The sequence below is a fragment of the Mesorhizobium sp. M0047 genome, assembly GCF_040323315.1.
In the GTDB taxonomy this organism is placed as follows: Bacteria; Pseudomonadota; Alphaproteobacteria; order Rhizobiales; family Rhizobiaceae; genus Mesorhizobium.
Genome location: NZ_JAMYUW010000029.1, coordinates 59,429 through 71,688 on the forward strand (window position 1 = coordinate 59,429; position 12,260 = coordinate 71,688).

At 62.6% G+C, this 12,260-nt stretch carries 15 protein-coding genes; 12 read left to right on the top strand and 3 right to left on the bottom strand.

The window, feature by feature from the left end; genetic code table 11:
- Window positions 1–102: 102 nt before the first annotated feature.
- Complete coding sequence (locus NKJ89_RS24235) at window positions 103–660, top strand: hypothetical protein (RefSeq protein ID WP_352606206.1); 558 nt, start codon at window positions 103–105, stop codon at window positions 658–660.
- On the top strand, window positions 660–1,001 hold the full coding sequence (locus NKJ89_RS24240) for a DUF6105 family protein (protein ID WP_084025409.1): 342 nt from the start codon (window positions 660–662) through the stop codon (window positions 999–1,001). The genes NKJ89_RS24235 and NKJ89_RS24240 overlap by 1 nt, the downstream gene beginning before the upstream one ends.
- On the opposite strand, the gene ruvX is transcribed toward NKJ89_RS24240, so the two are convergent.
- Entirely contained in the window at window positions 919–1,425 is a 507-nt protein-coding gene (gene ruvX / locus NKJ89_RS24245) for a Holliday junction resolvase RuvX (RefSeq protein WP_352606208.1), read from the bottom strand. The genes NKJ89_RS24240 and ruvX overlap by 83 nt on opposite strands.
- Window positions 1,426–1,547: 122 nt before the next feature.
- Here ruvX and NKJ89_RS24250 point away from each other — a divergent pair, with 122 nt between their 5' ends.
- The 6 genes from NKJ89_RS24250 to NKJ89_RS24275 all read left to right on the top strand — a co-directional run bounded on the left by NKJ89_RS24250 (window position 1,548) and on the right by NKJ89_RS24275 (window position 5,960).
- On the top strand, window positions 1,548–2,255 hold the full coding sequence (locus NKJ89_RS24250) for a metal-dependent hydrolase (RefSeq protein ID WP_023759275.1): 708 nt from the start codon (window positions 1,548–1,550) through the stop codon (window positions 2,253–2,255).
- Window positions 2,256–2,306: 51 nt separating this feature from the next.
- Window positions 2,307–2,693 carry a hypothetical protein gene (locus tag NKJ89_RS24255; RefSeq protein WP_352606252.1) on the top strand — a complete coding sequence of 129 codons (387 nt, stop codon included), beginning with the start codon at window positions 2,307–2,309 and terminating at the stop codon, window positions 2,691–2,693.
- 130 nt (window positions 2,694–2,823) lie between these two features.
- Window positions 2,824–3,111 (top strand): Asp-tRNA(Asn)/Glu-tRNA(Gln) amidotransferase subunit GatC, encoded by a 288-nt coding sequence (gene gatC / locus NKJ89_RS24260; protein WP_023759273.1) that lies wholly within the window; start codon window positions 2,824–2,826, stop codon window positions 3,109–3,111.
- Between the two features lie 7 nt (window positions 3,112–3,118).
- Window positions 3,119–3,574, top strand: coding sequence for a GNAT family N-acetyltransferase (locus NKJ89_RS24265; protein WP_352606210.1), 456 nt, complete (start codon window positions 3,119–3,121; stop codon window positions 3,572–3,574).
- The gene (locus tag NKJ89_RS24270) at window positions 3,574–5,139 is read left to right on the top strand and encodes an amidase (protein ID WP_352606212.1); all 1,566 of its coding nucleotides are present in this window, start codon (window positions 3,574–3,576) and stop codon (window positions 5,137–5,139) included. The genes NKJ89_RS24265 and NKJ89_RS24270 overlap by 1 nt, the downstream gene beginning before the upstream one ends.
- A gap of 29 nt (window positions 5,140–5,168) precedes the next feature.
- Window positions 5,169–5,960, top strand: coding sequence for a YdcF family protein (locus NKJ89_RS24275; RefSeq protein ID WP_352606214.1), 792 nt, complete (start codon window positions 5,169–5,171; stop codon window positions 5,958–5,960).
- Here NKJ89_RS24275 and NKJ89_RS24280 read toward each other — a convergent pair.
- Window positions 5,915–6,652 carry a DUF599 domain-containing protein gene (locus NKJ89_RS24280; protein WP_352606216.1) on the bottom strand — a complete coding sequence of 246 codons (738 nt, stop codon included), beginning with the start codon at window positions 6,650–6,652 and terminating at the stop codon, window positions 5,915–5,917. The genes NKJ89_RS24275 and NKJ89_RS24280 overlap by 46 nt on opposite strands.
- A 442-nt stretch (window positions 6,653–7,094) precedes the next feature.
- Between NKJ89_RS24280 and NKJ89_RS24285 the strand changes: the two genes are divergently transcribed.
- The 4 genes from NKJ89_RS24285 to NKJ89_RS24300 all read left to right on the top strand — a co-directional run bounded on the left by NKJ89_RS24285 (window position 7,095) and on the right by NKJ89_RS24300 (window position 10,526).
- Complete coding sequence (locus tag NKJ89_RS24285) at window positions 7,095–8,498, top strand: L-serine ammonia-lyase (protein ID WP_352606218.1); 1,404 nt, start codon at window positions 7,095–7,097, stop codon at window positions 8,496–8,498.
- Window positions 8,499–8,575: 77 nt separating this feature from the next.
- Window positions 8,576–9,013, top strand: coding sequence for a DUF1489 family protein (locus NKJ89_RS24290; RefSeq protein WP_352606220.1), 438 nt, complete (start codon window positions 8,576–8,578; stop codon window positions 9,011–9,013).
- 83 nt (window positions 9,014–9,096) lie between these two features.
- A complete protein-coding gene (locus NKJ89_RS24295) occupies window positions 9,097–9,828 on the top strand; it encodes a vWA domain-containing protein (RefSeq protein ID WP_352606222.1) in 732 nt (243 codons plus the stop codon).
- Window positions 9,828–10,526, top strand: a complete 699-nt coding sequence (locus tag NKJ89_RS24300; RefSeq protein WP_023759265.1) for a DnaJ domain-containing protein — start codon at window positions 9,828–9,830, stop codon at window positions 10,524–10,526. Before NKJ89_RS24295 ends, NKJ89_RS24300 begins: the two co-directional genes overlap by 1 nt.
- Window positions 10,527–10,572: 46 nt before the next feature.
- On the opposite strand, the gene NKJ89_RS24305 is transcribed toward NKJ89_RS24300, so the two are convergent.
- Entirely contained in the window at window positions 10,573–11,997 is a 1,425-nt protein-coding gene (locus NKJ89_RS24305) for a D-alanyl-D-alanine carboxypeptidase (protein WP_352606224.1), read from the bottom strand.
- Between the last annotated feature and the right edge of the window lie 263 nt (window positions 11,998–12,260).

Genomic DNA, 12,260 nt, shown 5'->3' on the forward strand with positions numbered 1-12,260 from the left:
ATGGTTTCCGTTGCGGTGTCGAGCGGCAGGGCCCACTGTCCCGGCGAAAGCAGGGAATGGTTCAAATTTGGCCGCTCCTTGCTTTGCGAAGCAGGAACGGCGATGCGACACGTACTGACCTCTTTTCTGGCCTTGCACTGGGCGATCGTTTTCGCCCTGCTCGCACTCATCTGCATCGACGGAAGCCGTGGTGTGGCGACGGCTCTCGGCGTGTTGGGAGCCACAATCGAGGATAGCCGCTTCATCGACCTCGACAAATTTGTCGTCGTGGCGCCGCTCGCGACCGCATTGCTCGTCGTGGCGGTGCTGTTCTTCTGGGCCTTTGTCGAAACCCTGATCAACGACGCTACCAGCCAGGGCGTCGACAGCGTTGCCCGGATCGCCTTCATCTGCGCGTCCGGCGTGTTGTCGCTGATCGTGGTCGGTGGCGTCGCGCAAGGCATCAACGGGCTGTTCATGGTTGTCGCCGTGCAGTTGGCCGCACTTCAGGCGTCTTATGTCGCCATGCTTGCCGAGCGGCGGTCCGCGGTTGCGGCAGTTGCTTCGGGCGAGGGCGAGGTTCGCGCCGTCGCGCATGGCATGGCAAAGGCCGCGGCCCACAATTCGCTGCTTTCACTCATATCGGGCCGAACAGGCTCTAATTCCGGGGGAGACCGCTGATGCGTTACATCTTCGCATCCTGGGCGGCCCCCATGGCGATTTTCTGGGGCTGGTTCTATCTGTCGGCCAATGACATCAATTTTGGCTACACGATGCTCAGCCGACAGATGCACGACTTCTTCTTCCAGCTCTATGGTCAGATGCTCGGCATCGATCCGGCGACCATCCCCGACATGGTGGCAAAGGCCTGCGTCTTCGACGGGTTTCTGCTGATGGCATTGTGGGCGTTCCGCCGCCGTCGCGAGATCACAGGCTGGGTCAGCCGGCGTTGGGCAGGTCCGGGTCCGTTCGACCGGATGCGTGGAGCGATTGAAGCCGGTCCAAAACTCCCTGCAGAATAAACGCGGCTGCCGCCGAATCGATCTTGCCGGCGCGTTTGCGGCGCGAGAAGTCCATCTCGATCAGCGTTCTTTCGGCCGCGACCGTCGATAGCCTTTCATCCCAGAGCACGAAGGGCAGGTCGCTGATCTGCGCCATGTTGCGGACGAAGGCGCGCGATTTCTGAGCGCGCGGCCCTTCTGAACCGTCCATGTTGATCGGCAGCCCGATCACCACCGCGCCGGCGTTCTCCTTTTGCAGCAAGGCGAGCAGCACCGCCGCATCGAGCGAGAATTTCCTTCGCATGATGACTGGTCGCGGATGGGCGAAGGAAAACCCCTGGTCCGACACCGCGACGCCAATCGTCTTATCGCCGAGGTCGATCCCGGCCAGCGTCTTGCCTCCGGTTAACCGCGCCGGCAATTCCTCGATCGTGATAGTGCCCACCGGCGTCCTTCACCTTCACCGCTATGTGTTCTCTCAAACGCACAACGGACACTGTAACCCTTTGATCTCCGGTCTATCGGCGTTCTATCCTTTGGCAAGCCAAAAATCGAGGAGTGCGTTCCATGAAACTGACCTGGTATGGCCACTCGGCCTTTCGCATTGAAACCGCTGACGCCAAGATCCTCATCGATCCCTATCTGATCGGCAATCCGTCCTGGACGGGCGGCTGGGAAGGGCCGGCTGAGGGCGTCACGCATGTGCTGCTGACGCATGGACACAGCGACCACATCAGCGGCGCGCTGGAAGTGCTTGGCAAAAGCGGTGCCCAACTGGTCGCGAATTTCGAGATCTGCATGTACCTGGTCGGCAAGGGCGTCAGCGACAAGAAGATCAACCCCGGCAACATCGGCGGCACCGTCGATTGCGGCAGCTTCACCACCACGTTCGTCCAGGCGCTGCATTCCTCCTCGTTTGGCGAAGAGGGTGGCAAGAACGTCTATCTCGGCAATCCCGGTGGTCTCGTCCTGCACTTCCCGGAAGACAAAACGCTGTACCACATGGGCGACACCGACATCTTCTCGGACATGGCGCTGATCAACGAATTGCACGAGCCGAAGATCGGCATCGTGCCGATCGGCGACCGCTTCACCATGGGTGGCGCGGTGGCGGCACTTGCCTGCCGCCGGTTCTTCAAGTTCGAGACCGTGGTTCCCTGTCACTTCGGCACATTTCCGATGATCGATCCGACCGCCGATAAGTTCGAGGCCGGCCTGGAAGGATCCGGTGTGACGGTGGCATTGCCTGACATCGGTGAGACGATTACGATTTAGAAGTAGCCAAGGCGGAATAAATCGGTGTTGGGGCGATCTCTTTACGTGTCCATGTTTGTTGCGGCGTCGCCCGCGCTCGCCGCGGATGATTTCATAGAGGGCGTCTATCTTCAGTCCGAGGAGCTTTGCAAACAGGCCAAAAAAGACACGCTGCAAACGCTTGTCGACGCAGGGAACATCGTGCTTTCGGCCCGCGGCCTGCAAAGCGTCGAATACAATTGCGAGTTTCTGCAGATCAGCAAGGCGACGGCCTCGCCAAGCTGGGCGGTGACGGCAATCTGCCAGGAGCCGGGCTATGTCTTTCCGGATGTCCTCTCGGTGACGCAAATCAACCCGAAGCAGGTCGATCTCGTGTCGGTGCGGCCCACCGATAGCGAAAGCGAGGCAAGCGGCAACAGCGGCAGCTACTATTTGTGCGAGGGCGTTGCCCTGCCGTAGACAGCACCTTGCCCTTGGACCGATGGCCGAGAGCCGGGCCGCCACCACGGTCCGGTCTGCCGCATGATGCATGTTGCGCACCGCGCGCGGCGCCGCTATAGCCCGAACTGGTTTTCCCCGAGGCAAAAACATGTCCGTCGATCTGCAAACAGTGAAGCGCGTCGCGCATCTCGCCCGCATCGCGGTGAATGAAGAAGATGCCGAGCGCATGACTGGCGAGCTGAACGCCATCCTCGGCTTCGTCGAGCAGCTGAACGAGGTCGATGTTTCCGGCGTCGAGCCGATGACCTCGGTGACGCCGATGGAGATGAAGAAGCGCCAGGACGTTGTCACCGACGGCAGCAAGGCGACCGATATTGTCGCCAACGCGCCGGCGACCGACGAGAATTTCTTCCTCGTTCCGAAGGTCGTGGAGTAGCGGGCCGATGGCAATCGAGATCGCCATCGAGACGCCGCTGCAGGACGACGTGCGCGGCCTGGTCCAGGAACTCAACGAAACCTTGCTCGAATTGACGCCGCCGGAGCACTGCTACCACCTGACGGTCGAGCAGATGGCCGGCGACGACACGACCGTCTTCATCGCCCGCGAGGATGGTCTCGCTGTTGGCTGCGGCGCGCTGAAGCGCCATGACGGCGCCATCGGCGAGGTCAAGCGCATGTTCACGCGGCCTTCGCACCGTGGCCGCAAGATCGGCGCCAGGATCGTCGAGCGGGTCGAGGCGCTGGCGCGCAATGAGGGGCTGACGCGCCTGGTGCTGGAGACGGGCGATCGCCATCCCGCCGCGTGGACCGTCTACGAACGTGCCGGGTTTTCGCGCTGCGGCCCGGTGCTGGATTATCCCGATTCCAAGTGGTCGGTTTTTTACGAAAAGAGCCTTTGATGAGCGACCTGACCCAGCTGACGATTTCGCAGGCCCGCACCAAGCTGCGCGGCAAGGAGATCACCGCGACCGAAATCACCGAGGCCTATCTGTCGGCCATCGATCGCGCCAATCCGGCGCTCAATGCCTATGTCGCGGTGACCGGCGACAAGGCGCGCGACATGGCTAAGGCCTCCGACGCAAAACTGGCGAAGGGCGAGGGCGGTGCGCTGGAAGGCATCCCGCTCGGCATCAAGGACCTGTTCGGCACCGAGGGTATCCATACCCAGGCCTGCAGCCATGTGCTCGATGGTTTCAAACCGCGCTATGAATCGACCGTCACCGCCAATCTGTGGGCCGACGGCGCGGTCATGCTGGGCAAGCTCAACATGGACGAATTCGCCATGGGCTCGTCGAACGAGACGTCATATTACGGGCCGGTCATCAACCCGTGGCGGCGCTCGCGCCTCGACACTGTGGTGATGCCGACGACGCATCAGGGCGACGGCGGCTTCGTCTCGGCCGGCGGCACAAGGACCGCGCGCAGCCTGGACAATGCGCAGCTGGTGCCGGGCGGTTCTTCCGGCGGTTCGGCGACCGCGGTCTCGGCTTTCCTGTGCGCCGGCGCCACGGCGACGGATACTGGCGGCTCGATCCGCCAGCCGGCCGCCTTCACCGGCACGGTCGGCATCAAGCCGACCTATGGTCGCTGCTCGCGCTGGGGCATCGTCGCGTTCGCTTCGTCGCTCGATCAGGCAGGTCCGATCGCCCGTGACGTGCGTGATGCCGCGATCCTGTTGAGGTCGATGGCGTCCGTCGATCCGAAGGATACGACCTCGGTCGATCGGCCGGTGCCGGACTATGAGGCGGTGATCGGCAAGCCGATCAAGGGCATGAAGGTCGGCATCCCCAGGGAATACCGCGTCGACGGGATGCCTGAAGAGATCGAGGCGCTGTGGCAGAAGGGCATTGCCTGGCTGAAGGACGCCGGCGCCGAGATCGTCGACATTTCCTTGCCGCATACGAAATACGCGCTGCCGGCCTATTACATCGTGGCCCCGGCCGAAGCTTCGTCCAACCTCGCCCGTTATGACGGCGTCCGTTATGGATTGCGCGTGCCGGGCAAGGATATCGTCGACATGTATGAGAAGACCCGCGCCGCCGGCTTCGGCCGCGAGGTCAAGCGCCGCATCATGATCGGCACCTATGTGCTGTCGGCCGGCTACTACGATGCCTACTATCTGCAGGCGCAGAAGGTGCGCAATCTGATCAAGCGCGACTTCGAGACCGTCTTCGCCGCCGGCGTCGATGTCATCCTGACTCCGGCAACGCCGTCCGCGGCCTTCGGCATCGCCGATGAGGACATGGCTGCCGATCCGGTCAAGATGTATCTCAACGACATTTTTACGGTCACGGTGAACATGGCCGGCTTGCCGGGCATTGCCGTGCCCGCCGGGCTCGACGCCAAGGGCCTGCCGCTGGGGCTGCAGCTGATCGGCCGGCCGTTCGACGAGGAAACCCTGTTCCAGACCGCTGCCGTCATCGAGCAGGCGGCCGGCACATTTCAGCCGGAAAAGTGGTGGTAAGCATGCCGCTCGTCCGAGAGCGATGAGCGATGTTCTTCTATTTTTCCAAGATATTCTGGTTTTTCATCCAACCGCTCAATTTGGCGATCTTCCTGCTGCTGGCGGGATTGCTCGCGGCGATGATCGGCCGGCGGCGGCTGGCGGTCACCGGCTGCGTGCTGGCATTTCTGATCCTTGCGCTGTCAGCCTGGACGTCGCTTGGCGCCATGATGCTCAACCCACTGGAAGAGCGCTTTGCGCGCCCGAAGCTGCCGGAAAAGGTCGACGGCATCGTCGTGCTCGGCGGCGGTTTTGAAGGCTCCATCAACCTGGTGCGCGGCGGCTACGAGCTTAACGGCAGCGGCGATCGGATGGTCGAGGCCGCGATTCTGGCCCGGCGCTTCCCCACTGCCAAGGTGATCGTCTCGGGCGGCACCGGCGAGTTGTTTCCCGACGGCGAGGGCGACGCCGCCACCGCGCCTCGTCTGCTCACCGCGCTGGGTGTGACGGCCGATCGCCTCATCCTGGAGAACAAATCCCGCAACACCTATGAGAATGCCGTCTTCAGCAAGGAATTGGTGACGCCGAAGCCCGGCGAGACCTGGCTGCCGGTGACCTCTGCCTTCCATATGCCGCGCGCCAAGGCGCTGTTCGACAAGGCCGGCTTTGCGACCGTTCCCTGGCCGGTCGACTATCGCACCTCGGGGCGGGAAGGCATCGGCGTGTTCCGCGACAATCCAGCCGATTCGTTGCAGGCTACCAGCATCGCTATTCGCGAATGGACCGGACTGATCGCCTACTGGCTGTCGGGGCGGATCGATCGACCCTTTCCTGGCGGCTGACCGATCACCGCTTGCCTGGCCGCCGAGAAGAACTGGCGCCGCACCAGCACGGCCAGCAGCAACAGCGTCGACAACACGAACACCATGGGGTCTACGAACCAGCCGAGATAGCCGATCGAGAAGAACACACCGCGCAGGCCGGCGTTGAAATGTTTTCCGGCGAGCATGTTCATCTGCGTCGCGCGCCAGACCGCCGTTTCGGTGACCGGATTGCGCGAGGCTTCGCCATGCGGGATCGGCACGGCGCCGATCAGGATCGTGCAGTAGTTGAACAGCCGATAAGCCCAGCCGAATTTAAAGAACGAAAACGCCAGGATCAGCACCAGTCCGAACACCTTTATCTGGAAGGCCGCGCGTGACGGAGCGCCGCCCAGGGGCAGATCGCTGAGCACTTCAAGAACCCGGTCGGACGCGCCCAGCAAGGCAAAGCAGCCGCCGATCGCGATCAGCGAGCTGGACGCGAAGAAGGCGGTGCCTTGCTGCAGACCGCTCATGATGGCGGTGTCGACGATGCGGATCTCGCGCTCGGCCATGGTCCGCATCCAGGCTTGCCGCTGTGCATTCATCGCCGTGGTCAGCGACACCCGGCTGGTCAGCTTGCCGTCGGAAGCGAGCGTGTGCAGCAGCCACGCGACGAGGAAGAAGGCCAGCGCCGCGAGATCGGCTGTCGAAAGATCGATAGAATCGCCCATAGGCTGAATCTATCACATCCGGTGCGGTCGCTTCGATGTCCGCAACCAGCGATCTAGGGCTTCGAATTCAGGTGAACAAAAGACCTGACGACGGCCAGTTCGGCGATGTCGGCAGCTTTTGTGCCGGTAGCTTTTCACGATAGGAATTTTTTCTTGATTTCGTGACCTCAGCTATGGTACATATTCGTTCATGGTGTTGATTTGCGCCAGCGACCCGCCGCGCAGGCGGGTTTTTCGTTTGATGCTCCGTCAGCCAACGCGCCGGCGAAGGCTCCGAAGGAACCCCTTAACCCGAGTTCGTAGCCTTGACCAGCGATCGGCATCAATGTCGCTGCCGGAGCAAACAAGGTCGGCGGGTGCGGCGCCGCGGTTTCCAAAAGAGCGGAAACATCTGGGAATTCCTATATGTAGTCCTCGACCTGACTCCAGGAGACAACGCCGCGTGTTCCTTTCGGTTTTCGACCTGTTCAAGATCGGCATCGGACCCTCGAGTTCTCATACGATGGGGCCGATGACCGCTGCGGCGCGCTTTCTCGATGAGGTCGCGGGAAATGACTGGCCGCGCCCGGCGGGCGTGAAGGTCGATCGGCTTGGCGCCAGCCTGCACGGATCACTCGCCTATACCGGCATTGGCCATGGCTCGGATCGCGCCGTCGTGCTCGGCCTTGCCGGCCTGACGCCACAGACGGTCGATCCCGACCAGGCCGATGGCATTGCCGGCCGCATCGCCGCCGAAAAGCGCATCTCGCCGCCCGGCCATCCCTCCTATCGCTTCGATCCGGCAACCGATCTGGTGCTGGACCGCAAAACTCCGCTCACCGGACACGCCAACGGCATGGCGTTCTACGCCTATGATTCAGGCGGCCGCCTGCTGCTCAAGCGCATCTACTATTCGATCGGCGGCGGCTTCGTGGTTTCGGAAGAAGAACTGCAGCGGATGAAGGCCAAGGGCTCGGTGACATCAGAAGGCAAGAAGGTGCCTTATCCGTTCAAGAACGCGGTCGAGATGCTGGCCATGGCCGGCAAGAGCGGCCTTTCCATCGCTGACATGAAGCGCGTCAACGAGGAGACGCAGATGTCGCGCGAGGAGCTCGATGCCGGCCTTGACGACATCTGGAGCGCCATGAAGGGCTGCATCGACCGTGGCCTGTCGCAGGACGGCATCATGCCGGGCGGATTGAAGGTGCGCCGCCGCGCGCGCATGCTGCATGACAAGCTGCAGGAGCAGTGGCAGCAGAACAGGCCCAACCCGCTGCTCGCCAATGACTGGCTGTCGATCTACGCCATGGCTGTCAATGAGGAGAATGCCGCCGGCGGTCGCGTCGTCACCGCGCCGACCAACGGTGCTGCCGGCACGCTGCCGGCGGTGCTGCGCTACTGGCTGCATTTCCATCCCGAGGCCGACCAGCCTAGCATCCGCGACTTCCTTCTCACGGCAGCCGCGGTTGGCGGCATCATCAAGACCAACGCCTCGATCTCGGGCGCCGAGGTCGGCTGTCAGGGCGAGGTGGGGTCAGCGTCGGCGATGGCGGCGGCAGGCCTGTGCGCCGTGATGGGCGGCACGCCTGAGCAGGTCGAAAACGCCGCCGAGATAGCGCTCGAACATCATCTCGGCATGACCTGCGATCCCGTCGGCGGGCTGGTGCAAGTGCCGTGTATCGAGCGCAATGCGCTGGGCGCCGTCAAGGCGGTGACGGCCGCGTCGCTGGCCATCAAGGGCGACGGCATCCATTTCGTACCGCTCGATGCGGCGATCGAGACCATGCGCCAGACCGGCCTCGACATGAACGAGAAGTACAAGGAAACCAGCCTTGGCGGGCTCGCCGTCAACGTCGTGGAATGCTGAGGGCTGGCCTAAACTGCTACTGTGGAGAAGTCGGTCATGCCGTTGACGCGTCCCCGCGGCGGATTAAACTTTAAGCCATGTCTCTCAATCTGATAAAACTGTGTGTAGGCTGCGACAGCGTTGAGGATCTCGAAGAGTGGATCGCCTTCCGTCTCGACGAACGGCGGCGCGCCGGTGAGCCGGTCGAGCAATATCACACCACCCGTATGATGCCGACGCGCGGTGCCGAAGTTACCGATGGCGGTTCGCTCTACTGGGTGATCAAGGGCAATGTGCAATGCCGCCAGCTGATCACCGAGATCCGGCCATTCACGGACGGTGAGGGCATCGGCCGTTGCCACCTGATTCTCGACCCCGAAGTTATTCGAACCGACTGGCAGCCGCGGCGGGCCTTTCAGGGCTGGCGCTATCTGAAGCCGGCGGACGCGCCGGCCGATCTCGGCCAGGGCAAGGCGGGGCTGATCGAGATGCCGCCGAAACTCAGGCGCGAGCTTGCCGATCTTGGTCTGCTCTGACCCCAGAGAATTCAAGCCTCTGGCCCTCAATGTTGCCTTGGGAAGGGCTTGCAAGCGGTGGCACAGCGCCACATCTTGTTTCCATGAACGACAAGAAGCAGCCCGTGCCCGCAAGGGCCAATCCTGCGCCGGTCAAACCTCAATCCAATGCCGGCGAGATCGAAGCCTTTCTTCGGCAGGCAAGGACGCTGGCTGCCTCGGCGAAGGGGTCGGGCGGGCTGATCCTTTCGCTCGACGCGACGATGAGCCGCCAGCCGACCTGGGATCTGGCGTGTGAGCTGCAGGGCCAGATGTTCGATGCCGTCGGCAAGGCCGGAATCCTCAGTGTCCAACTGGTCTATTTTCGCGGCCTGGGCGAGTGCCGTTCGTCCGCTTTCGTGACCGATACCAGTGCCTTGAAGCAGTTGATGACGCGTATCCAATGCCGCAGCGGCCACACCCAGATCGGCAAGGTGCTGACGCACGCGCTGAAACAGACCGCTACGGCCAAGGTCAATGCGCTGGTCTATATCGGCGATGCCATGGAAGAAAACATCGACGATCTGGCCGAAAAGGCTGGCAGCCTCGGCCTGCACGGCGTGCCTGTCTTCGTTTTCCAGGAAGGTCATGATTCCGGCGCAGAAAAAGCGTTTAAGGAAATCGCCCGGTTGTCCAAAGGGGCTTGGTTCCGATTTGATAGGCGGGCTGCCGCGACTCTAGCCGAACTGCTTTCGGCGGTTGCGGTGTTTGCAACCGGCGGGCTGGCGGCGCTCGAGGCCAGAGGCAGGCCGGAGGACCGGCTGATGATTGAGCATCTGCGGGGCAGCGGGAACTGATGGGCGCGGTTATCTTATTCGTTGCATTGCTTCTGGTGCTTCTCGGCGCGGTGACCATCTTTCTGCGCGCCGATCCGGGAAAACTGGCGAGCGGAATGCGCACGCTCGGGCCGGTTCTCCTGGCGCTGGTCGGCGTCACTTTGCTTGTGGTCGGGCGCGAAGGCATCGCCGGCATCATACTGGCCGCGGCAATTGCCTGGTACAGTTCTGTGCGGATGAAACACCAGACGGCCAGACCGGTGCAGGGCAAGCGTTCGACGGTGCGTACCGCCGCATTGGAAATGGAGCTTGATCACGCTACTGGCGGCCTGGAGGGCCTTGTGCTGGCCGGCCGCCATGAAGGCAAGATGCTTGGTGCGATGGGATTGGCCGAATTGCAGCACCTCTACCGGGAACTCTCCGGCGACCCGGAGAGCCGACAGCTGCTAGAGACGTATCTTGACGGCAGATTTCCCGTCTGGCGCAAAAACACTGATGCGGACGGTGGCGAAGGGTTGGGTGTTGCGCCAGGTTCGGGCGCCATGACTAAGGAGGAGGCCTACAAGGTCCTTGGTCTTGAAGCGGGGGCCGCCGCGGCGGATGTCCGCAAGGCGCACCGCCGCCTGATGCAGCGCCTCCACCCCGATATCGGCGGCACGTCTTTCCTGGCGGCGCGGATTAACGAAGCCAAGGACGTCTTGCTCTCCAACCACAACTAGTCTCCTTCGACGCAGAAATTTTCCGGGAGATGGCTTCCACGCCGTCCTACTGCTGGACGGCGTAGCACTCGATGTTCTTCTTCTTCAGAGCGGTACAGGTCTTCCAGGCGGCGGTCTTCGAACCAAAGCCACCAAAGCGGGCGCGGTAATAGGTGACCCCGTCCTTGTCGAAGGCGACGGTGAAGCCGGACGCGTCGGCCAACACGTTGGGTGCCTTCTTGGCGGCCTTGTCGAGGAAAGCCTGGGCTTCAGACTGTTTCGGCGACGAGGCGACCTGAATGGCCCAGCCCGACGGCACCGACGCCGTGCTGACCGGATCGACAGGCGCAGCCGGCGTCGGCTCGGCAGCCGGCTCGGCGTAAGCAGCGACGACCTGGGCAGTGGCAATTTGAGGGGCCGAGACGATGACGGTCTTGACCTTCCTGGTCTTGACGACCGGGGCTGCCTCTTCGGCCTGCGCGGAATCGTCTTCCGCGACTGTGGCGTCCTCGGCAACCGTGGCATCATCTTGTGCCACCATCGGCTTGTCGTCCGGCGTCGGCGCGTCGTGCTTGGGCAGGAGCACCTTGGCAAGCGCAGTGACCGGGTTGTTGCCGCCGTCCTTGGCGACAAGATCGCCGCCGCCTCGGGTAGAGGCCCTCGGCAAGTAGGTGTTGATCAACATCGCCATCTGGTTATCGCGGCTGCCGCCGGAGGTGCCGCCCATGACCACGCCGACGAGGCGGCGATTGCCGTCGGAAACCGACGAGACGAGATTGAAGCCGGAGGCGCGGGTGTAGCCCGTCTTGATGCCGTCGACACCCTTGATGCGTCCGAGCAGGCGGTTGTGGCCGTTGATGCGCTGGCGCCCGTACAGAAAGGAACGCTGCGAGAAGTAACCGTAGTACTGCGGGAAATGCTCCCTCAGCGCGATGCCGAGCGTCGCCATGTCGCGCGCGGTGGTGAACTGGCCGGGGTCGGGCAGGCCATTAGCGTTGCGGAAGACGGTGCCGTTCATGCCCAGCGCCCGTGCCTTGGCGGTCATCATGCGGGCAAAAGTGGGTTCATTGCCGCCGAGCATTTCACCTAGCGCGGTGGCCGAGTCGTTCGCTGACTTGGTGACAATCGACAGGATCGCGGTCTCGACCGTGACAGAACCGCCCGGCTTAACCCCGAGTTTCGTCGGTGCCTCGGCGGATGCATGGGCCGAAAACACGACTGGCGAGTTCCTGCTGATCTTCCCCTTCGCCAGTGCTTCGAAGGTCAGATAGAGCGTCATCATCTTGGTCAGCGATGCCGGATAGCGCCTGCCGTCGGCGTCCGCCGAATACAGCACCTTGCCGGTCTTGGCGTCGATGACGATGGCCGCCGACCTCGCCGCCAGCGACGAGGCAACGTCGCCGCAAACGAATGCCATCGCCATCGCGATGATCATGATCGTTTTGAGAGGGGAGGTGGATTTGGAAACGATGCCCAACAACGCCTTACGCACTGGTACTTCCCTTGGATTCTTCGTTGCGCTGGAGGCGGCAAAGGGTCCTGCCTCGCTTCCGGCCAAGCTACCGGGGCAGCGTTACCAATCCGTTTATGGTAACCGCCGCGTTCACCATTTTCTTCGAGCTTGAAGCTCTCTTTATTCGATTTTTAGCCATTGGCTGCGCAGGCGGGTTCGCGCGCCGGTGGAATATTGACTTTTGTGCGGCGCACAATATATTAAGGTGCACTGCACAAGGGCGCCCCGAAGAAGGACGCCTC